Genomic DNA, 19,377 nt, shown 5'->3' on the forward strand with positions numbered 1-19,377 from the left:
CGGCGCAGCGCGCCGTGCAGGCGACGTACAACCGTGGCGTGATGCTGCGCGGTTCCCGCGTGGGTGGATATCCGTATAAATCCGCAACCGGTTTAAGCCATGAGTAACCGGCTTTCCTAAGCATTGCGCCATCTGTCCGTAGTATTTCTGGTCGTCCAGGGGAGTGGGATGCGCCAGATTTTTTCAGGGATGGCAGCTGCGATATTCTCGGCCGCGCGAAGCGGCTGGGACGCTGTCATGCGGCGCGGCCCCGTGCTGTGGCTGACACTCTCGGGCGCGCTGCTGGTCGCCGGCATTTTCGCCGTGACCGCGATGGCCGTTGGCGAGTTTCGCGAGAAGACGCTCACCAACCGCGAGCGAGAGCTGGAAAACACCGTGCAGCTGATCGCACGGCACTTCGATCAGCAGTTTGAAGATTCCGATGTCGTCGCCGCCGATTTGATCGGGCAGATGCACCTGCCGGAGATCACCTCGCCGCAGATGTTCCGCGAGCGCATGTCGGGGCTTGAGGCCCACCGTATGCTCAGGGGCAAGATCAGCGCGGTCTCCTATCTCGGCGACATCGCGGTCTACGATGCCGACGGCAACCTGATCTCCTGGTCGCGCGCCCAGCCACTTCCCAAGATCAACGTGTCTTCGCGCGCCTACTTCCAGACCTTCAAATCGAATCCAATGTCGGAACCGGTGCTGCTGGAATCCGTGCGCAGCTTCCTGAACGGCAAATGGACCACGATCGTGGCGCGACGGCTGAGCCTGCCGGACGGTACTTTCGTCGGCGCACTGGTCCGGCGGATCGATCCCGACAGCTACCAACGCTATTTCGCGTCGGTCGCGCTGGCCGAAGGCGCCGCCATCTCGCTGTTCGATCGCGAAGGCGTCATGTTGGCGCGCTACCCGCATGTCGAATCCCTGATCGGAACCAACTACAAGAACGCGCCGCTGATGCAGAAGGTGCTGGCCCGGGGCGGCCAGCACACGCTTCGCGTCAAGAGTCCCGTTGACGGAGAGGAGCGGCTCGGCTCGGCCGCGTCGCTCACGCATTTCCCGCTGGTCATCGTCGCGACCAATACCATGTCGGCCGCGCTCGCCGACTGGCGGCAGCAGACCGGCTTCATGGTGACCACCGCGACGCTCTCCGCGGCGGTGATCGCGCTGATGCTCTTCATGATCATCCGTCAGATCAACCGGCAGAACCGCGAAGCCCAGCAGCGGCTGGAAGCGGAGCGACTGCGGCTCGACACCGCCCTCAACAATATGTCGCAAGGACTGATCCTGTACGACGCCGCCGGATACATCGTCACCTGCAACCGCCGCTATGCCGACATGTTCGGCCTTTCGCACGACGTCATCAAGCCCGGCTGTCACATCACCGAAGCGATGCACCACCGCAAGGAGCGCAACGCGTTCAGCGGCGATGTCGAGGCGTTTTGCGCCGACGTCATGAGGGGCGTCGCCGAAGGCAAGGTCGCCGCAAAAACCCATCAATTGCCCAACGGCCGCGCCTTTCAGGTCATCAACACGCCGCTCGCGCAGGGCGGATGGGTCGCCACGATCGAGGAAATCACCGAACGGCTCAATCTGGAACAGGAGCGCGATCGCAACTACACGTTCCTCCGCGAGATCATCGATCACATCCCGTCGCAGATCACGGTGAAGGACGCCCGGACACGGCAATATCTGCTGATCAACAGCACCGCTGCAGAGCAATTCGGCCAATCGCGCGAAGCCATCGTCGGCAAGACCCCCTTCGACATCTACCCGGTCGACACCGCCAGGGTCGTCACTGAAGACGACAGCAAGGCGCTGCAGACAATCGAAGGATTGTCCAAGGACGAACATGCCTGGCCGAGCCAGACCATGGGACTGCGCTACATCACCTCGACCCGGATCGGCATCCGCGACTCCTCCGGCGAGCCGCGCTACCTCATCAATGTCGTCGAGGATGTCACCGAGCGGCGGCGCGCCCATGACAAGATCGCGCATATGGCGCATTACGATGCGCTGACCGACCTGCCGAACCGCACGCTGTTCCGCGCGCAGATCGAGCGCGAGCTGGAGAAGGTCGCCGGCAGCGAACAGTTCGCACTGCTCTACATCGACGTCGACGAGTTCAAGGGCATAAACGATTCGCTCGGCCACCATGTCGGCGACGAGTTGCTGAAGGCGATCGCGGGCCGCATCCGCGCCTGCCTCAAGCCGGGTGATCTGATCGCGCGGCTCGGCGGCGACGAGTTCGCGGTGATCCAGACCAAAATCGAATCGTCCGCCGACGTGCTGGCCTTCGTGACGCAGATCCATGAAGCGATCCGCCGCCCCTTTCACTGCCTCGGCCATCAGCTCTCCACCGATGCCAGCATCGGCATCGCGCTGGCGCCGCAGGACGGCGCCGATCTCGACCAGCTCATCAAGAATGCCGACCTCGCAATGTACGGCGCCAAGGCGGAGGGGCGGCGCACCTACCGCTTCTTCGTGCCGGAGATGGATGCGAGCGCCAAGGCCCGCCTCACCCTGGAGCAGGATCTGCGGCAGGCGCTGATCGACGGCGGCTTCGAGATCCACTACCAGCCGCTGGTCAATCTGCATTCGGGCGAGGTCTCCGGCTGCGAAGCGCTGCTGCGCTGGCGCCATCCCGAACGCGGCATGGTCTCGCCGGCCGAATTCATTCCGATCGCCGAAGACACCGGCCTGATCAACGAGCTCGGTGATTGGGTGCTGCGCACGGCCTGCAACGAAGCCGCGACCTGGCCCGCCCATGTGCGCATCGCCGTCAACGTCTCGCCGGTGCAGCTCAAATGCGACACGCTGGCGCTGCGGATCGCGGGTGCGCTGGCCGCCTCCGGGCTTGAGCCGCGGCGGCTCGAGCTCGAGATCACCGAGGCCGTGCTGATCCGCGACGACGAAGCGGCCCTCTCGATCCTGCACCAGCTTCGCTCGATCGGCGTGCGCATCGCGCTCGACGATTTCGGCACCGGCTATTCCTCGCTGAGCTATCTGAAGCGCTTCCCGTTCGACAAGATCAAGATCGACCGCTGCTTTGTCGCCGACATCGCCGATTCCGGCGGGTCACCCGTGATCGTGCAGGCGGTGGTGAACATCGCCTCCGCCAGCAACATGACCACGGTTGCCGAAGGCGTCGAGACTGAAGCCCAGCGCGAGATGCTGCGCGCGCTCGGCTGCACGGAGATGCAGGGCTATCTGTTCAGCAAGCCGAAGCCGGCGGCGGAAGTGCGCGGGCTGTTCGGCCCGGGCGACGCCATGCCCGTCGCGGCGGTGGCCTGAGATGGTAAAACTCATCAAGACCCTCGCTGGAAAGATTCCTGCAAAGACCGTCGACGTGGCGGATTCCTACGCGGTGCGGCTGATGCAGCATCTGGTGGTGCCGACCTTCGTGATCGACCCGAAGCGCCGCGTCGTGATCTGGAACCGGGCATGCGAGCGGCTGACCGGCGTTGCCGCCTCCGAGGTAATCGGCACCAGCAAGCACTGGCAGGCCTTCTATGAGACCAAGCGCCCTTGCCTTGCCGATCTGGTCGCACTCGACCGGCCCGAACAGCTACCGGAATTCTATTCGGAGTACGCCGCACGCGGCCACAACGGACTCGGCTTCAGCGCGGAGAACTGGTGCGTGATGCCGAAGCTCGGCAGCCAGCTCTATCTCGCGATCGACGCAGGCCCAATCCATGACGAGGCCGGCCATCTGATCGCCGTGGTGGAGACGCTGCGCGACCTCACCGACCAGAAGCGCGCCGAGATGGCGCTGAAGGAGCTCGCCACCAAGGACGGGCTGACCGGGCTGTCGAACCGCCGCTCCTTCGACCAGATGCTGATGACCGAATGGGCGCGCGCGCAGCGGACGCAGAAGCCGTTGGCGCTGCTGTTCGTCGACGTCGATCATTTCAAGCTGTTCAACGACGAGCACGGCCACCAGTCCGGCGACGAATGCCTGCGCGAGGTCGCGCGCGTCGTCAGCCACCACGCGGTGCGCCCGCTTGACCTCGCCAGCCGCTATGGCGGCGAGGAATTTGCGCTGATCCTGCCCGACCTGGGCTGCGACGATGCCTGCGCCATCGCCGAGGAGATCCGCGGTGCCGTGATGGCGTTACGGATCGCCCATGGCGCCCATGGGGCCGGCAACCACGTGACCCTCAGTGTCGGCGTCGCCAGTCACATCCCCGGCGAGGCCGACGGCGCCCCCGACCGGCTGCTGGGTGCGGCCGACCAGGCGCTCTATGCCGCCAAGCGGCTCGGCCGCAACCGTGTCGTCTGCTCCGAGCGGATTCTGGCCGAATTCGCAGGCCTCGGCCGGGACAATGTGCCGGTCAGCGCTCCGGTTGGTCGTCAAGTTCCTGGCCTGGCCCCGCGCAAATCGGCCTAAGCGCGGCGATTGTCGCGGCGAGACCGGTTGCCCACCCCTCGCCAATCGGCTACATGAACCCTCGCTGCACCCGTAGCTCAGCTGGATAGAGCGTTGCCCTCCGAAGGCAAAGGTCACACGTTCGAATCGTGTCGGGTGCGCCAGCAAAATCAAATAGTTATTGGACTTTGCGTTCGCTGCTTCGCCCGTCGGGTAAGCAACAGAACTGTTTTCTGAGCGCTTGGCGTTTCGATCAACGATTGAAGTCGAGACGACTGATATCGGGGACTAGTGCTGCTTCTGGATCGATGGCGCAGGCTCGTCCGAGAACCTTCGTAAAATTCCAAACAGTATGGCGTCAGTCATGCCCGCGGGAAGCTTGCGCCCATGGGCGGTTCTGGTGCCACCGCGGAAATCGACGAGACATGCATCGGCCGTAGCGCTTGTGGATCGCGGCGGCGCGGCCCGCAGCTCCAATATCGATGCCGTGACGCTCAACGAGATCATCAAGATTGTGCGCGAGAACGTCAACCGCGAAACCGTCGTCGAGACTGACGAAAGCCGTTGGACATGCAGCTTGGCGCGCACTTCACGAGCCATGGCGCCGTGAACCACAGCGCCAAGGAATACCGGCGCGGACGCGATCGCCACGAATACGGTTGAGGGCTACTAGCGCGCGCATCATGCGATCAACGTCATACCCAACTCACGCTCGGCTGCATTGCTACCACAATCGGCGCGGTGTTATGCTCGTCGCAGAACGGGGAGTTTCTCGATGCACAAAATCGCCGTCGCCGTCTTGCTTGCCCTGATGGCCGGTCCCGCGCTGGCGCAGGACCATGTTCTAGGGCCTGGCGAGGAGCCCAAGGAGAAGACGGCGTCGCAGAAAGCGGCCGATGATCGGGCTGAACGCGCCTACCAACGCTCCCTCAACAATGTTCCGGAACAGAAGCCGGTCGATCCGTGGGGAACTGCCCGCGGCGATGATGCGTCGAAGAAGTCGGCCGCGCCGGCCAAGCCGGTTGTGAAGCAGTCGTCCAAGGCCAAGAGCGGCAGCACCGCCAATTAGCAAAGACGCGTGAAACGGCGGGCTCGGCCTGACATTGAGCGGGGCCAACCCGCAGCTTGCAATCTTGGGGTATCGAAACACGCGATGACCAAGGGCGCATGGTGAGGACCTTTGGAGCTCCCTCCGCGTTAATGCAACGAACCCCGGGGGCGAGGAGATTTTCCGATGTCTGCCGTCCCTCTGGACGTCCAACGAAGATTCGAGCGGCGATGGTCCGCGAGGTTCCTCTGCCCGAAGCAACCAACCAGAGCACAAGAACAGCGGCCTGAAAGGCCCCAGGTTGCCGCGCCCGCAAAAGCCAAAAGAAAAGCCCGTCGGGCTAAAGCAATAGGCCCGATGTCTGCACCGGCCGCGTGAGCGCGGGACCGAAGCCCCGGGCACCCACCTCAAAGCTCGGACTAACGTAAAGCTCTCTCGCGCGCGGCATTCAGGGCCGCCTTTGTCTGCGGGACAGCCTCATTGATGGGCTCTCGACTAGGGGGCGGTTCGCTGAGATCTCGGGCCCATGGCGCGCCAGAACGAATTGCTGACCGCGATACGGGGCCACCTGAATTTGCGCAAGCAGAGATGAGGAGGCTGACAAGGGTCAGCGAACCTGCCGATATCAAGATGCGGATGCGCATGCCCATCCAACCGACTGCTCGAAGAATCGATCCTCCGAATTATAGCACTCGGGCGAACTAAGCAGAGTGGCCCGCCAGCGTGAACCGGCGGGGCCTCTTGATCTACCGCCTCAGCCGGTGACCGCCGTCATCTGCTGCCGATCGCGCTCGATGCGCGCGAGTTCGTCGACGCGGGGCTGATGCAGAGAACCGCGCAGCCGCGAAGGCGTACCACAAAGAGCGGATGCGCAAGAGATGATGGGAGACCGCACCACGCTGCACGCCAAGAACCACAGCTGCGGCTGACGGGCGGATCCGGATACATACCGGGCAGCCTGAGGCGGCTTACTTCTCTTTTTCTTCCGCCTGTTCGTGCTCAAGGTCGCTGATCAGCTTTCCGATGCGCTCTGTGGTCGTGGGATCGTTCACGGCTTTCAGCAAGCGCTTGGATTGCGCCAAACGAACTGCGATTTGCTCCTGGCGGGCTAGTTGGTCTGGCATCATTGGTGCTACCTCCGCAGAGTCAGACGGATGGCGCGGCGAATGGTTCAAAAATATTTTGGGATGGCACGGGCGTCGCGTTGCAAGCCCGGCGGCCCGCCAGCGTGACCGGCGGGCTATGTTTCTTAGCGGTGTTCAAGCGCTCGATCCGAGCGGGTGAAAGACAGTCGCAGCCGTTGCCGCCGATTAATCCTGTCCAATCTGCCTCAGCCCTGCTTCGATCAGCTTGAGGTCCCCCTGCAGAGCCAGAACCGATTGCCTAGGATCGACACCAGTCCTGCTTTGGAGATCAGTTAGCAGCTGGCGCCGGTGCATGCGCATGTCTTCCAATGCAGGTCTATTTTTCAATCGAACGTAGACGGAAACAATCTGTTCAACAGACGATGGCATGGAATTTCCTTTGAATAAAAGGTTCCAAGTCCCGGGAGGAACTAGCAAATCCCGGATCCAAACTAGCCTGCTCGATCTATGCCGAGAATCGATGACACTTTCGGAGGTCTCGACTTTGTGAAGCAGCTCGGTTCCCAACGGAGTGCCCCCTTTGGGCAGTCATCTTTTCCATTGCACCGGCATAAACTGAACTGGCCAACCGGGCCGGCTCTTACACTTCCAGCCCCGGGCCTCCGGGAAGCAGGCGGCCCTACCGAGCTATCCGCTGGGCGGGGTCGCTTCCGTGTCCGACCGCCGCAGACGAGAATTAGCGGCCCACCCTCACAATGATCTGGAGCTACCACCTTACGAGGTCTGGGAGGACTTCGTCGAAGGCACGCTTCGGTTTCGAAGCACGTCACTCCGGATCTACTATGAACACTCGCTCAGCTATCTTGCGTTGATGACTGACAGCCAAGACACCTTGCAAATTGTTGCTGACCGTATTCGGAGAAGCGTTCCAGCAGCCTGACTTTGGCAGCTGGGCACTGATCACGATCCTTGAGTAAAGTCACGTCTTATGGCCCCTCTCGTTTGTCCCGCAGGCTGGTGGGGATGGCCGCTATTGAGGGTTCAATCGAACCGTCCCACGAATAGGAATCTAAAAGGCGTAGCGCTGGATCGCAGGCCGTCGCAGCTTTGCCGATTGTAGCGCTTAGCTGGCTGCTCCATCATCGCGTCACGGCGAAGCAGTAGCCTATCTTCATCGGCCGTCGCGCGCCATTCCTGAACAGATTTATGAACCCGAGGCGTGGGTTGGCCGCTGGCGCAAGCTTTCGACCGCGATGATTAGCTCGACAGCAGCGCGCGGACAGCGCGGGCAAGGCGACGACCGGTGGTCTTCTGCCTCAGTGCCTCCGTCCAGTCGAACATGCTTGAGTTGACATCGTACTCGCCGCGCTGGGCTTCCGGGATCGCACCGGCCACGATGCGTGCGATCAGGTGCGGCAATTCCCGATAGAATGTGTCCGTGCGATACGGTGGATGGAGAGAATAGAGCCCGGCTCCCGAACCGAGAAAGTCGATGCGGGAAAGTCCCTTGCGCATCATGGCCGCGGAGATGATCTCCTCGGCCGGCATGGTCAGCGGCGACTGGCGAAACAATTTTGCGCGGATCCGGCGCCGGAGATTCGGCCGCACCAGCTCCAGCGCGCCGACCGATGCATCGAACTTGTTTTGATCAAGAACGAAGATGCGCGTGCTCACGCTGCGAAAGCGGTAAGCCGGGTAGGCGGCTTCCAGCCGCTCGGGCGGTTGGAAGCCGGTCAACCCCGGGAAAGCCCCATGCAAATCGGCGAGTGTGCCGTCAGCGCGGGGCGGACCGGGAAGTGGTCCGGCAAACAGCGCATCCGGCGTCCTGCTCAGCCAGCCGATCGCCTCATCCAGCCAGACCTGACTGCCGCCGCCGAACAGCATGTCGCTGTCCATGTGGACCACATAGTCCGCGTCCGCCTTCGAGAGACCGTGGAAATAGGCATGGAACGGTCCGCCATCGAAGGCCTTTTCCGGATAGACGCGGCTTGTCGAGAAATAGCGCTGCCGCACGGACTCGAGCGCCGCCGGCGAATAGTCGACCTCGGAAATCTCCGCCTTCGGCGACCGCTGCGCGATGGCCTCCAGCAGTGCAAACAGGCGTCCGCGGTACTCCTCGTAAGCAAGACCGCTGTAGCGGCCGCTCTTGCTCTGCCTGGTGTCAACTGTGAATACGATACGATCGACCTGATCGCCCCACACGTCGAGCTGATGCGGAAGTGTGTGGACCGCATGGCGCACGTCCAGCGGATGCAAATTGATCTGAAGCGCGGATCTGACCTGCATCTCATCTCTCCTTGCCGGTGAACTGGTTGATCACGTCCATGGACAGTTCGCGCCTGAATTCGCTGTCCAAGGGAAGCGGCCTACCGGCGGCGTGGTCGGCTTCTGGCGAGGCATAGCGAATCCAGCCGTAGCGACTGCGCTCATATCCGCAATTTATCAAAGATGGCCTTCTACAGAAGCCAATTAGCACTGCGTCGTTAATGAACTCGCGGCAGCTTCGCAGCGCGCGTTTGCCTTAACAAAAACGGTTACTCAATCATTGACGCTGCGCGGATGTCCCGCGTCATCGGGCGCCGCCCGAAAGCCGGGTTCAGGATCTCACGCCAAATCGCGCGAGAAAATGCAACCCGCCGACCGCGACCACGAACATGAACCACGTCGGATTTATCCGATCGAGCAGAAACGTCTCCGTCGTCGCGTAGTAAAGCCCGAATAGCCACACGACCAGATAAAACCGGGCTAAAGGCTGGCTGGCACCACGGCTCTGGATCATTTGGAAATTCTTCAGAGGCGCCCATACGAATATGAAAACGACGAGAAGCAACCCAGGCAGGCCAATGGTGACGGCGAGGTCGAGGTAGCTGTTATGACTGTGAGCGACTGTGGCCACCCACTCGGCTCCCTGCTCGGTGTGCTTCTCTCTGACGCCGTCCCAGAAAGCCGAGTAGCCGTGGCCGACGAAGGGCTTTTCGGCAACCGCGCCCAGCGCGAATTCCCAGACTTCGCTACGCCCGGTAAAGGTCGAATCGATGGGAAGCGCATCGGTGAGCTTCGCCAGTTGCGGGCTGACGACGCTGCCGACGGTCAGCAGATTCATCAGAAGCAACGGCACGAAGCAAATCGCGCATTTCTGCCACAAGCCCTTCGTTGCCCAGACGACCGACGCCATCCCCCAGACGATCAGGCAAAGCAGGCTGGCCGTCTTGCCCCCGGTAAAGAACAAGAAGACGGCGGCAAGGACGAGGATGGTCGGTCCGGATAGAAACGCCCCCGCCGAGATAAGATAGGCCCCAAAATAAACCAGGATCGCCATCACGGGCGATGCGACGTTCTTGTGCTCGAAAGTTCCACGCCAGTCGCCGGCGAGGGCCGGCTCTGCCGCGTCCCTCGCATTGTGAATTGAAACGCCGGGCGCCAGAATCACACCGAGATAGCAGAGCAGCAGCAGTCCGATTGCCGCCACGGCGAAGCATTGATTGAAGGAGGTCAGGCTTGATGGCAGCAGGGGCATCATGATGGCCAGCGACATGACGCTCGCGGTCAATGCAAATCGCTGCAGCGAGATCGCCGGATTTTCGGAGAAGAGGATATTCAGCGCCATCCAGGCGAGGAAACAGAGATGCAAGGGCGTCCAGAGAGTCCTGAAGGCCGGGACATTTTGCGATGCTGAAAGCAGCACACCTGCCGCAGAGAGGACGGCAAAACAGAGATAGGTGGCGGCCAGCTTGCCCGAAGCATCGTCGATGATTGTCAGATCCTTGAACGGCTCGAGTGTGACCAGCACACAAAGCAATGTTGCCACGACCACAGCGCAGCGGAGGCAATCGAGGACATGCAGCTTTACGAGCGCCGTCCGCGCCACCTCAACGAAGCCGCGATCTTGCACGTTGGCCAAATCGGGGGCCTGCATCCCCTGCCGCTCCTTTCGTTTACCACTGGGGTAAAGACATTGATGATTACCGCACCCTCGTTAACCGAACGTCAATTTTCGATCTTCCCGGCGCTCACCGGATTTGACGGCCGGCGTCGCCGGATCGTCACCCGGCGGGCCGATCAGGCAGGCGAGCCGCCCCCGCCAGGTCGGCGATCGCCAGAGATCGCGCCCGAGCGCTGCCCATTCGTGAAACGCGATGACGACCGGATTGTTGGAGCGCAGCGGCTTCACCAGGCCGTAGTGACACGGCAGGTCGTCGCGTTCGGCGACGAAGGTGCCGAACATCCGGTCGAACACGATGAAGATGCCGCCGTAATTGCGGTCGAGATACTCGGCGTTGCAGGCGTGGTGCACGCGATGATGCGAGGGCGTGTTGAGCACATATTCCAGCCAGCCGAGTTTCGGGATCCACTCCGCGTGCAGCCAGAACTGGTAGAGCAGATTGATGCCGGCCGCGATGAACACGGGTCCCGGTGCGAAGCCGAGCCAGATCATCGGCACGTAGAAGACCGCAGCACCTGTCAGCCGCCCGGTCCAGCCGAAGCGATAGGACGCCGCGAGGTTGAACTCGTTCGAGGAATGGTGGATCGCATGTGTCGCCCAGAACCACCGGACGCGATGGCTGGCACGATGGAACCAGTAGTAGCTGAAGTCCTGGGCGATCACGAGCACGACCACTGACAGCACGCCGTTGAGCGGGATGGTGAACAGCCGGTGGTTCCAGGCCAGATCGACCAGCGGCTGCGCGATGCTGAGCGGCAACAGCGTGTAGACGAGATATTGGCGGCCGAGCGCATCGGCCTACGAGGCCCAATAGGCGCGCCAATTGTAGTCACGGCGCATCACCAGGGCCAGGACGAGACCCTCCAGTGTCGCGATCACGATCACGGCGGGAAGGGAGAATTGCAGAACGGAAATCAATGGCTTCATCGCAACCCCGCATCCGCAGGCGTCTCGCCCGCAGGACAATAAGTTGCACGAGGGCCGCGCGGCGGCGCGCCGATTCCTGAACCGGGACTGGCCGATTCCTGCAAAAGGCCCGTCAAATCAGGAAACGGCTAGGTTTCGGCCCCTGTCATGCCGCCGGCGCGAGCCCGCCGATACTCGGACGGCGTCAGGCCGGTATGCACCTTGAAGGCGCGATTGAAGGGCCCGATCGAACCGAAGCCGGCGTCGAGCGCAATGGTCAGGATCGGCACGGCGGCTTGCGAGGGATCGCTCAGCGCGGCTTCGGCCTCAGCCAGGCGATAGCTGTTGACGAAGGCGCTGAAATTGCGATGGCCGAGCTGCCGGTTGATCAGATGGCGCAGGCGGTATTCCGGAATGTCGAGCTTTTGTGACAATGTTGCGATGCTCAGGTCGGGCTCGCGAAAGACCTTGTCGTGGTCGAGCAGGCGGCGCAGCGCCGCGAATTGGGCTGCGTCGGGTTCGGCTGCGGGTACTGCTGCCGGTTGATCACGCGAAATCGCGACCGGCTGGTTTGCCTGCACAGGCACGGGCACCGGCGTTGGTTCAGTCGAGGACAGCGTGCCCAGCACGGCGAACAGAAAGATCAGCGCCATCAGGCCGGCTGCGTTGGCGAGGCTGAGCGATGACGCCGAGAGACCACCGGGCCAAAGCCAGTCCGAGGCAATGATGAACAGGGCATAGAGCGCGGTGACAATTGCATACCAGACGCGGAGCCGTCGCCGCTTCTCCACCAGGTCGGACGCGCGTCCCGACAGCGCATGCCAGATGCCGAGCGACAGAAGCGAAACGGACAGAGCGGTGCGCGCCACATCGACGGACATCGGATGCCTGGACATGTCGATCCATGCGAGCCCCATCAATGCGAGCCCGCCGAGCAAATGGTACCAGCGCAGCCGAAATTCATCGACGAAGATGGCGCTCACCGCAATCCAGAATACGGCCGGCATGCCGCCGCTGACGAGATTGACCGGAACGCGCAGTGGCAGAGACAACGTCTCGAAGCCGGATGCCGATCCGATGATATAGGCCGCGATGCTCAAATTCAGCAGTGCGGAATAGCGGCTGACGGGATTGCGCCGTGCATCGCGCGCGGCAATCGCGACGCGAAAAAGAAGAATGACGACCGCTCCTCCTCGCAATGCGGCTTCCAGGGTCGACATGCGATTCAGCGGTCCGATTGAGATCGTCTTTGGGAAAGGGACAGGAAAGAGTATCGCATCAAGCTCATCTATTTGTTTCTGAATGTTTCTGATTGTTCAATGGCAATATTTGGCAACCGGTGCCGCCTGGTTGCAACGGCTCCGCGCCAGCTCCCGTGCCTACCACCGTCCGACCGGGCAAATCCAACCGCCCAAGGTGAAATCAGGACTGTGAACTCAGGACTGCGAACCCAGGACCGGATGTGACTTCGGCACGATCAGTCCAAGTCCACCAAAAGCACGGAAAGCAACCATGACCTCGATTTCGGCGCTCTCCACCCATCACCACCAGCACACGTCACCGTCGCAGCGACTGCAAGACGAGCTGCAATCGGAAGTCAGTTCCGGCACGATCAGTGCGTCCGATCAGTCGGCGCTGTCCTCCGCGCTCAACGATATCGACTCCTCCCTGCAATCAGACGGGACAAGCGATCAATCCAGCGGCAGCGGACCCGACGGCATCAAGTCGAAGATCGATGATCTGATCCAGCAGGAAGTATCGTCCGGCAAGCTCACCGGCCAGCAGGCCACCGAGCTGCAAGGTGTCTTCAAGTCTGCGTTCTTGCACGGACCGGGCGGCCCGGGTGGAGCAGGCGGACCGCCGCCGGCCGGCGGCAGCGACAGCTCGTCAAGTGCCAACTCGGTCGTCGACCTGCTGCAGCAATTCCTGCAGACGCTGCAAAGCTCGCTGACGGGTTCGACCTCGTCCGGCACAACGGACCAGGGCAACACGACCGGTGCAAACGCGTCGTCGTCGACCGGCACTTCGACGACAGACCTGCTTGAGAAATTCCTGGAATCGCTGAAAGCCTCGCTTGCGGATTCGACCTATAGCGGGACGGGATCGAACGGAACGTCCAATCCCGCCGACCCCTCGCTGTCCGGCGTCCTGCTCAACGACCGGATCTGATTTCAGCGACGCACCATACGCCTGATCCAGCCACCCTTCGGGACGCCGAAAGGTGGCTGGAGCGGTATTGGTTCTCCTCTGTGTCCCGAGTCACGGCGGCACGGCCTCCCGGCATCATTCTTCTCGCATCGCGCGGAATGGTCCGCGCGATCTGAAATGAGGAGACTGCCATGCAGAACATGGCTCGCGAATTGACGGAGACGGAGCTCGAGACGATCGCCGGTGGAAGTTTCTGGGGCAGCATTGCCGGCTTCTTCCGTGGCCTGCTCGGCGGCCCCGGCGATCTTCGCCGTCCGCTCGACCGCCCCTGATCTCAGCTGCGATCGGGACGGGGGCCGTACGCGGCCCTCGTCCTCGCGGCCTCAGTGCCTGACATGCTCGAACACCACGATCACGCCGGTCGGCTCGGGCTCGTGCGCCATCAGGCGCGTCAGATCCGCATCGCTCCAGTCGGCGAGGCTGACGACTTCACCGGTCTGACGTTCCGCACTCACCGACGGCGTTGGCTCGAGAACTTTCAATCCCGTCTCGTCGACGAAGAAAGTGTGTTCCCCGAACATGCTGTGGAGCTGCGGCATGGCGGGATGCTCGTCGGGCAGCACCTGGGCGCCGAGCTGGTTGACGGTCTGCTTCACCTGTTCGGATGTGAGCTTCATGAGCTGCTCCGTTTCTGTCATGTCGGTTTCATGGCTTGAACCAAGGCCTGGCCGGAGCGCATGTTCCCTGCACCTGTGTCGCCTGGCTCAAACTCCCGAACGGGTGCTGCGCACAAATGTTCCTGCAGAATGCATTTCGTGATCGCGTGTTGCATCTGCCGCGCCGACGGCACGAGATCGCCACACGATGTCCACGATCTGATCGACGGAGCTAATGCTCGCTCCGATTTTCGCCAACGGACAGCGCGCAGATGCGTGACAGATGGGTGTAGGGCAGGCCCGTCTCCTCCGCCCAGGCGTTGAACTGCGCCTGCACCTTGGCGAGATCGCCCTTCGACCTGACCTCTTCGGCGATGTCGAGCCCGGCGTCGCGCAGGCAGGCGACGACATCCTTCGAGGTGACGAAACCGTCCCAGCCGACGAAACGCAGCAGCATCTGGCCGGTGTTGCCGCCAAGCCGGGAGCCGCGCTTGGTCAGGAGATCGAGCAAAGCGATCTCGTTGGACGGCGGCCAATTCGCCAGAAACTTGCCGAAGCTGCTGTGCTCCTTCGCGATCTCCTGCACGAAGGCGGCGTTGTCGCGCACCGACATGATCTTGGCGCCATTGCGCACGATCCGCGTATCGCGCAGCAGGGCTTCCCAATAATCTTCGGGCTGGAAGCTGAGCTTGGCCGGCTGGAAGCGCAGGAAGGCGTCTTCAAAGCCATCCCACTTCGCATCGATCACGCTCCAGGCAAAGCCCGCGCAAAACACCCGCCTGGTCATCTCCGCAAGGATGCGATCGTCGCCGAGTTTTGCAAGACCCTTCAGGTCGGGCTTGTCGGGCATCAGTTGGTCGAGCGCCTTGGGCCCGCCCTTGCGCTTCTCGGCACGGGCACGAATGGTCTTGAAGGAGGTCATGCGATCACTCGCGTTGAAGGCGTGCCACGACACCAGAATTCGACGATCCGGTCCAGCCCTGCGACGCACCGCCACTTGCGCGCTCCCGCGCGTCGCAGCATGCTTCCGTCTTGCCGGTTTGGCCGAACGAGGCGGCCGCGCTGGTCTGCTTCTTGCTTGATAACAATTTGGAATTCCCAGACATTTCACACTCTCTCCGACGGATTCCCGATGCGCTGCCTGGTCGTGGCCGACCTGCACTACTCGTTGCCGCAGCTCGACTGGCTGGTCAGCGCGGCGCCGCAATTCGACCTTGTGATCTTCGCCGGCGATGCGCTCGACATCGGCTCGATGGTGGATTTCCGCGCCCAGATCGTGGTGGTGAAGAAGTACCTCGCGCTGATCGGGGCCCAGACCAGGGTCATTCTCTGCTCCGGCAATCACGACCTCGACGAGCGCAACGCGGAGGGCGAGAAGATCTCGCGCTGGATCTCGGAGGTGCGAGAGCTCGGCATCGCCTGCGACGGCGACAATCTGACTATCGGCAATACGCTGTTCACGGTGTGCCCGTGGTGGGACGGGCCGCTGGTCAAGCAGCGCATCGCCGACCAGCTGCGCGATGCCTCGCGCAACCGTCCGCAGCGATGGATCTGGGCGCATCACGCACCGCCGGCGAATTCACCGACAAGCTGGGGCGGCAAGCGCTTCTTCGGCGATGTCGAGCTGGTGCAGTGGATCATGCAGTATCAGCCGTCGATGGTGATCTCGGGCCATGTGCATCAATCCCCCTTCATCACGGACGGCTCGTGGTTCGACCGGCTGGGCCAGACCTGGGTGTTCAATGCCGGCCTGCAGCCCGGACGGCCGCCGACGCACATCGTGCTGGACCTGGATGAGAACAAGGCGTTCTGGCTGGCGGCAGGCGAGGCGCAGTGGATCGATCTCGACGCGCCGCTCAAGCGGCCGGCTTCTTACATCGAGGAGCCGCCGGACTGGCTTACATCCTTGGGTCGGATTGCCGATCCGAGCCTGGCGAAACCTCGAGCGGCGGCAGGTTGATCATGCTCTGCAACACCTCGCCGACCATGGCGAGATGCGTGCCGTGGCCGGCATATTGCCGCTTGAGATCGGCGAGATAGGTGTTGGCGGCATTGAGCCGCTGCGCCAGCATGCGCGCGATCAACAGCGCGACCTCAGGCTCCCGCCTGAAGAGCGAGGCAGCATCCTCGAATTCGTAGACGACCGTGTCGGAACAGGCCCGCACCGTCGCCGTGTGCGGCAGCCCCAGCAGCACGGACATCTCGCCCAGCACCGCACCGGGCTCGGCAATGGTGGCGACCACCATCTCGCCCTTGAGCACCTCGAGCTTGCCGCTCATCAGCACATAGAGATGGCCGGAGGCCCCGCCTTCGGTCACCAGATGCGTACCGGCCGCAACCTGCCGCTCCGTCCCACCGGTGCAATAATCCAGAACTGCGCGCATCGCCGAAAGCTCCCATCGCTGGGGATACCCTGGCGATACTAGAGCACGATCCATGCCATGCGGCAAATCAACCTGCGTCCGGCTATTCCGATAGGCGTTTTGCGAAGTGCACTGATTGCCAGTCCCCAAGGCCAGTGTCGCTAAAGCCCGCCCTTTTCGCAAGACCGCGCATTTCGGCATTAGCCCGCGCGGTCTCAGCCGCGATCATCTCGTGACCGAGATCGCTCGCGCGTCTCTCCATCGCTGTCATCATCTGCAGGCCGACGCCTTTCCGCTGAAAGACATCGGCAACCGAGATAGCGAAATCGCCATGACGGGCGACCGCGTCATAAGCGTATCGCGTTTCTCCGATGATGGTGCTTTGCCCCTCATCCAGCCTGAGCTCCGCAAGCAAGGTGAAATAATCGGGATCGCTGACCTTGGCTACGCATTCGGCCGCGACGACGGCCAGGTCCGCCCGCGCCCCCATGAAGCGCTTGTTGCGCGTTGTCGTGGACAGGCCGGTGAAATAGATCGAGAGGCTCTCCACGTCGGATGCATTGGCAGCCCTGATCCAGACTGCACCATTCGTTTCATTCGGCTCAACAACGGCATCCGGAGACAGCCGTGACATGCGCGAAGCTCTCGGCAGGTTGCGTGGACCGCACACCTAGCCGAGGCCGCGTATTTGCCGCTTGGACAGGGCTGCCAATCTCGCGGCCAGAAGCGAACAGCGCGTTGTCCTGTGCCCGACATCACACAGGGGGCGCGCTCATGCAGCTTCGCGCTTGCCGACACGCCGCTCGGGCCGTGTTGCCGTCATCGACTGCTCCTCGGCGTCCTGCGGCCGGCCCCAGAACTCCCGCACCGTGGGCCCCCATCTCAGCCGTCGCGCGCGCAGGAATTCGAGGATCTCGTGCGGCCAGACCCTGCGGCCCATCTATTGCACAGATGCGGGCAGCCGCGCGAGAACTGCGCGACCACGGCGCGCATGCCGCCCCAATAGCTGTAGCGCGTACGATTGATCAATTCCCAGCCAATACGATCACGCCGAAATAGGGCTCATCTCGCGGGATGTCGCGCCAGTGATGGATCGAGAAGACGCCGCCATAGACCAGCACGCGCGGCATGGCCTTGATGTTCATGCCTGGCCTTGGCGAAAGTGTTGACCGGGATACGAAATCCAGAAAGATTCTGGCGTGTTTCTGGCTGGACTTGAAGTTGCTCGTAGAGTTGGAAAAGAGCGGCGACACACGTAGTCGCTCGACAGCTTAGCTGTTCCATCGAACAAAGTTGGGCAAAACGATGACTTGGCAGTTCTTTCATGAGATCCACGGAGTTCGGGATTGGCCTGATCGGTTCGATCCTTCGGAGTAGCCAGTGCAATATTACGTTCAGAACGACGCGAAAACGAAGCTGGGCTTCTTTGGCGCTTCGGCGCGCGGAGTATGGATCTTCGAGTTTTCCGGGCACGGTCTCGCCTTTGAATTTCACGCTTATCGAGCAGGAGCGTTCGTTGGCAAACAAAAGGACGATCCGAATAGTGAGAGCAACTTAGGTCCGGTGTGCAAGATCTGGATCAACGAATCCGATATCGCACGCATCTCACAAGCAGGCGCGCGCATCATAATTTCAGAGATTTCCGAAGGGCTACTCGATAGCCCTCTTCTCGCGAATATTCCTCGCTCCGAGTGGGTCGGACCAAATCTCACTGGGGTGATGTTTGCACATGAGCCATTTCAAGAATTGAATTCGGCAGGGGGCGGCCGATGATCTATATCACTGCAGCCGCGCAAGCGATCGCCCAGATCAAAACCCGGCCGTCAGGGACGCTGCTCAAGCTGCAATAAATCTTGCACAAATCCAGCGACAGCCAGAAACTGGCATTCGCCGGTCCCGCCGATCGCAAGCAGGCCGAGCGGCGGCAGATGATCGTCCGGAATCCGGCTTCCGATCGAGGGATGAGGCACGTTGATAAGAAGAACACGCATGGACTTTCGCTCCCGCTTTGGTTGGCGTGATCGTCCGTCCCACTTCTACGAAGAAGCCCAATCCCCCGACTGAACCCGAAGACATCGTGCGTGACTGCTGCGGAGACCCCTTGCTCGGCTCCGCTTGGTCAGCCTCACACCCGAGAAAGTGAGGGCACCTCCTCAGGCATGATGGCCTGAAGGCCGCCAAAGCGCCGCTCGCGGCCGTGGAACGAGGCGAGCGCCGTGGCGAGATCGCCCGCATCGAATTCCGGCCACATCCGTTCGGTGAAATGCAGCTCGGCATAGGCGCCTTCCCAAAGCAGGAAGTCCGACAGGCGCTTTTCGCCTGACGTGCGGATGATGAGATCGACGTCACGCAAGCCGGCCTCACCGGTAACCAATTGCGAGAAGGCTTCGCGGGTGAGGCTGGTCAGCGCGGCCGCCTTCGCCGCGGCATTCAGGATGGCATCGCGCGCGGAATAATCGACGGCGATGCGCAGGTGCAGCGAGGTGCCGTGGGCAGTGGCCGCCTCCGCGCGCGCGATGGCGGTGGCAATGCCGTCCGGCAAGCGGTCGCGGCGGCCGATCACGTTGAGCCGCACGCCGTTCTTCACCAGGCTTTGCACCTCATTGGCAAGATAGAACCGCAGTAGCGTCATCAGCGCTGCGACCTCGGCCTTCGGCCGGCGCCAATTGTCGGTCGAGAACGCATAGAGCGTCAGCGTGCCGATGCCCTGCTTAGGCGCGACCTCGACGATGCGGCGGATGGTCTCGACGCCGGCCTCGTGGCCGCGCAGGCGCGACAGGCCGCGCCGCGTCGCCCATCGTCCGTTGCCGTCCATGATGATGCCGACATGAAGCTTCTCATTGTGGGACGTGACGTCACTTTGCATTGCAAAGC

Annotated in this window: 21 protein-coding genes, 1 tRNA gene and 1 pseudogene; 9 read left to right on the forward strand and 14 right to left on the reverse strand. The window is 62.2% G+C overall.

The genetic code is table 11. The annotated features are described in order from the left end of the window. Positions 1–168: 168 nt before the first annotated feature. The 5 genes from FXB40_RS38845 to FXB40_RS38860 all read left to right on the forward strand — a co-directional run bounded on the left by FXB40_RS38845 (position 169) and on the right by FXB40_RS38860 (position 5,423). Complete coding sequence (locus tag FXB40_RS38845; RefSeq protein WP_187437445.1) at positions 169–3,279, forward strand: bifunctional diguanylate cyclase/phosphodiesterase; 3,111 nt, start codon at positions 169–171, stop codon at positions 3,277–3,279. A gap of 1 nt (position 3,280) precedes the next feature. After that, on the forward strand, positions 3,281–4,375 hold the full coding sequence (locus FXB40_RS38850; RefSeq protein ID WP_148777543.1) for a sensor domain-containing diguanylate cyclase: 1,095 nt from the start codon (positions 3,281–3,283) through the stop codon (positions 4,373–4,375). A 66-nt stretch (positions 4,376–4,441) separates the two neighbouring features. Further along, positions 4,442–4,518: transfer RNA gene (locus FXB40_RS38855), tRNA-Arg, on the forward strand. A 281-nt stretch (positions 4,519–4,799) separates the two neighbouring features. Continuing rightward, positions 4,800–4,964: a hypothetical protein gene (locus tag FXB40_RS48385; protein WP_187437446.1), complete on the forward strand. Its 165-nt coding sequence runs from the start codon at positions 4,800–4,802 to the stop codon at positions 4,962–4,964. 165 nt (positions 4,965–5,129) lie between these two features. Further along, complete coding sequence (locus tag FXB40_RS38860; protein WP_148777544.1) at positions 5,130–5,423, forward strand: hypothetical protein; 294 nt, start codon at positions 5,130–5,132, stop codon at positions 5,421–5,423. A 947-nt stretch (positions 5,424–6,370) separates the two neighbouring features. On the opposite strand, the gene FXB40_RS48390 is transcribed toward FXB40_RS38860, so the two are convergent. From FXB40_RS48390 to FXB40_RS38885, 6 genes are all read right to left on the reverse strand, one after another. Then, positions 6,371–6,529: a hypothetical protein gene (locus FXB40_RS48390; RefSeq protein WP_187437447.1), complete on the reverse strand. Its 159-nt coding sequence runs from the start codon at positions 6,527–6,529 to the stop codon at positions 6,371–6,373. 1,215 nt (positions 6,530–7,744) lie between these two features. Continuing rightward, positions 7,745–8,773: a glycosyltransferase family A protein gene (locus tag FXB40_RS38870; protein WP_148777546.1), complete on the reverse strand. Its 1,029-nt coding sequence runs from the start codon at positions 8,771–8,773 to the stop codon at positions 7,745–7,747. 310 nt (positions 8,774–9,083) lie between these two features. After that, positions 9,084–10,403: an O-antigen ligase family protein gene (locus tag FXB40_RS38875; RefSeq protein WP_148777547.1), complete on the reverse strand. Its 1,320-nt coding sequence runs from the start codon at positions 10,401–10,403 to the stop codon at positions 9,084–9,086. A 60-nt stretch (positions 10,404–10,463) separates the two neighbouring features. Beyond that, positions 10,464–11,189 carry a sterol desaturase family protein gene (locus tag FXB40_RS38880; RefSeq protein WP_187437448.1) on the reverse strand — a complete coding sequence of 242 codons (726 nt, stop codon included), beginning with the start codon at positions 11,187–11,189 and terminating at the stop codon, positions 10,464–10,466. 39 nt (positions 11,190–11,228) lie between these two features. Continuing rightward, a complete protein-coding gene (locus FXB40_RS50015) occupies positions 11,229–11,357 on the reverse strand; it encodes a hypothetical protein (RefSeq protein WP_283813011.1) in 129 nt (42 codons plus the stop codon). 128 nt (positions 11,358–11,485) lie between these two features. After that, a complete protein-coding gene (locus FXB40_RS38885; protein WP_148777549.1) occupies positions 11,486–12,556 on the reverse strand; it encodes an AraC family transcriptional regulator in 1,071 nt (356 codons plus the stop codon). Between the two features lie 292 nt (positions 12,557–12,848). On the opposite strand from FXB40_RS38885, the gene FXB40_RS38890 reads away from it, so the two are divergent. Continuing rightward, positions 12,849–13,505: a hypothetical protein gene (locus FXB40_RS38890; RefSeq protein ID WP_148777550.1), complete on the forward strand. Its 657-nt coding sequence runs from the start codon at positions 12,849–12,851 to the stop codon at positions 13,503–13,505. A gap of 170 nt (positions 13,506–13,675) precedes the next feature. Further along, on the forward strand, positions 13,676–13,816 hold the full coding sequence (locus tag FXB40_RS38895; RefSeq protein ID WP_148777551.1) for a ComC/BlpC family leader-containing pheromone/bacteriocin: 141 nt from the start codon (positions 13,676–13,678) through the stop codon (positions 13,814–13,816). A gap of 51 nt (positions 13,817–13,867) precedes the next feature. Here FXB40_RS38895 and FXB40_RS38900 read toward each other — a convergent pair whose 3' ends face one another. Both FXB40_RS38900 and FXB40_RS38905 read right to left on the reverse strand, forming a co-directional pair. After that, positions 13,868–14,161 (reverse strand): hypothetical protein, encoded by a 294-nt coding sequence (locus FXB40_RS38900; protein WP_148777552.1) that lies wholly within the window; start codon positions 14,159–14,161, stop codon positions 13,868–13,870. Positions 14,162–14,372: 211 nt separating this feature from the next. Next, a complete protein-coding gene (locus FXB40_RS38905; protein WP_148777553.1) occupies positions 14,373–15,062 on the reverse strand; it encodes a DNA-3-methyladenine glycosylase I in 690 nt (229 codons plus the stop codon). Positions 15,063–15,272: 210 nt separating this feature from the next. Here FXB40_RS38905 and FXB40_RS38910 point away from each other — a divergent pair, with 210 nt between their 5' ends. Next, on the forward strand, positions 15,273–16,100 hold the full coding sequence (locus tag FXB40_RS38910) for a metallophosphoesterase family protein (RefSeq protein ID WP_148777554.1): 828 nt from the start codon (positions 15,273–15,275) through the stop codon (positions 16,098–16,100). Here FXB40_RS38910 and FXB40_RS38915 read toward each other — a convergent pair. The 4 genes and pseudogenes from FXB40_RS38915 to FXB40_RS50590 form a co-directional block, all read right to left on the reverse strand. Then, complete coding sequence (locus tag FXB40_RS38915) at positions 16,039–16,524, reverse strand: Crp/Fnr family transcriptional regulator (RefSeq protein WP_148777555.1); 486 nt, start codon at positions 16,522–16,524, stop codon at positions 16,039–16,041. The two genes, FXB40_RS38910 and FXB40_RS38915, sit on opposite strands and share 62 nt — an antisense overlap. An 82-nt stretch (positions 16,525–16,606) precedes the next feature. Beyond that, positions 16,607–17,137 (reverse strand): GNAT family N-acetyltransferase, encoded by a 531-nt coding sequence (locus FXB40_RS38920; RefSeq protein ID WP_187437449.1) that lies wholly within the window; start codon positions 17,135–17,137, stop codon positions 16,607–16,609. A gap of 138 nt (positions 17,138–17,275) precedes the next feature. After that, complete coding sequence (locus FXB40_RS50585) at positions 17,276–17,443, reverse strand: hypothetical protein (RefSeq protein WP_246208239.1); 168 nt, start codon at positions 17,441–17,443, stop codon at positions 17,276–17,278. Positions 17,444–17,445: 2 nt separating this feature from the next. Further along, positions 17,446–17,636, reverse strand: a pseudogene (locus FXB40_RS50590) (magnesium-protoporphyrin IX monomethyl ester cyclase); the annotation flags it as partial. 247 nt (positions 17,637–17,883) lie between these two features. Between FXB40_RS50590 and FXB40_RS38930 the strand changes: the two are divergent. Continuing rightward, the gene (locus tag FXB40_RS38930) at positions 17,884–18,276 is read left to right on the forward strand and encodes a hypothetical protein (RefSeq protein WP_148777557.1); all 393 of its coding nucleotides are present in this window, start codon (positions 17,884–17,886) and stop codon (positions 18,274–18,276) included. Positions 18,277–18,326: 50 nt separating this feature from the next. Here the strand turns inward: FXB40_RS38930 and FXB40_RS48395 are convergent, their stop codons facing one another. Beyond that, entirely contained in the window at positions 18,327–18,494 is a 168-nt protein-coding gene (locus tag FXB40_RS48395) for a hypothetical protein (RefSeq protein WP_187437461.1), read from the reverse strand. Positions 18,495–18,628: 134 nt separating this feature from the next. Further along, positions 18,629–19,369, reverse strand: coding sequence for a di-trans,poly-cis-decaprenylcistransferase (locus tag FXB40_RS38935; RefSeq protein WP_148777558.1), 741 nt, complete (start codon positions 19,367–19,369; stop codon positions 18,629–18,631). Positions 19,370–19,377: the final 8 nt, after the last annotated feature.

The sequence above is a fragment of the Bradyrhizobium rifense genome, from assembly GCF_008123425.1.
Lineage (GTDB): Bacteria > Pseudomonadota > Alphaproteobacteria > Rhizobiales > Xanthobacteraceae > Bradyrhizobium > Bradyrhizobium rifense.

What these genes read in the sequence shown, in the direction of transcription:
- FXB40_RS38845 (WP_187437445.1), top strand. Translation starts at nt 169, where the DNA reads ATGCGCCAGATTTTTTCAGGGATGGCAGCTGCGATATTCTCGGCCGCG.
- FXB40_RS38850 (WP_148777543.1), top strand. Translation starts at nt 3,281, where the DNA reads ATGGTAAAACTCATCAAGACCCTCGCTGGAAAGATTCCTGCAAAGACC.
- FXB40_RS38860 (WP_148777544.1), top strand. Translation starts at nt 5,130, where the DNA reads ATGCACAAAATCGCCGTCGCCGTCTTGCTTGCCCTGATGGCCGGTCCC.
- FXB40_RS48390 (WP_187437447.1), bottom strand. Translation starts at nt 6,529, where the DNA reads ATGATGCCAGACCAACTAGCCCGCCAGGAGCAAATCGCAGTTCGTTTG.
- FXB40_RS38870 (WP_148777546.1), bottom strand. Translation starts at nt 8,773, where the DNA reads ATGCAGGTCAGATCCGCGCTTCAGATCAATTTGCATCCGCTGGACGTG.
- FXB40_RS38875 (WP_148777547.1), bottom strand. Translation starts at nt 10,403, where the DNA reads ATGCAGGCCCCCGATTTGGCCAACGTGCAAGATCGCGGCTTCGTTGAG.
- FXB40_RS50015 (WP_283813011.1), bottom strand. Translation starts at nt 11,357, where the DNA reads ATGAAGCCATTGATTTCCGTTCTGCAATTCTCCCTTCCCGCCGTGATC.
- FXB40_RS38885 (WP_148777549.1), bottom strand. Translation starts at nt 12,556, where the DNA reads ATGTCGACCCTGGAAGCCGCATTGCGAGGAGGAGCGGTCGTCATTCTT.
- FXB40_RS38890 (WP_148777550.1), top strand. Translation starts at nt 12,849, where the DNA reads ATGACCTCGATTTCGGCGCTCTCCACCCATCACCACCAGCACACGTCA.
- FXB40_RS38895 (WP_148777551.1), top strand. Translation starts at nt 13,676, where the DNA reads ATGCAGAACATGGCTCGCGAATTGACGGAGACGGAGCTCGAGACGATC.
- FXB40_RS38900 (WP_148777552.1), bottom strand. Translation starts at nt 14,161, where the DNA reads ATGAAGCTCACATCCGAACAGGTGAAGCAGACCGTCAACCAGCTCGGC.
- FXB40_RS38905 (WP_148777553.1), bottom strand. Translation starts at nt 15,062, where the DNA reads ATGACCTCCTTCAAGACCATTCGTGCCCGTGCCGAGAAGCGCAAGGGC.
- FXB40_RS38910 (WP_148777554.1), top strand. Translation starts at nt 15,273, where the DNA reads ATGCGCTGCCTGGTCGTGGCCGACCTGCACTACTCGTTGCCGCAGCTC.
- FXB40_RS38915 (WP_148777555.1), bottom strand. Translation starts at nt 16,524, where the DNA reads ATGCGCGCAGTTCTGGATTATTGCACCGGTGGGACGGAGCGGCAGGTT.
- FXB40_RS38920 (WP_187437449.1), bottom strand. Translation starts at nt 17,137, where the DNA reads ATGTCACGGCTGTCTCCGGATGCCGTTGTTGAGCCGAATGAAACGAAT.
- FXB40_RS50585 (WP_246208239.1), bottom strand. Translation starts at nt 17,443, where the DNA reads ATGGGCCGCAGGGTCTGGCCGCACGAGATCCTCGAATTCCTGCGCGCG.
- FXB40_RS48395 (WP_187437461.1), bottom strand. Translation starts at nt 18,494, where the DNA reads ATGCGTGTTCTTCTTATCAACGTGCCTCATCCCTCGATCGGAAGCCGG.
- FXB40_RS38935 (WP_148777558.1), bottom strand. Translation starts at nt 19,369, where the DNA reads ATGCAAAGTGACGTCACGTCCCACAATGAGAAGCTTCATGTCGGCATC.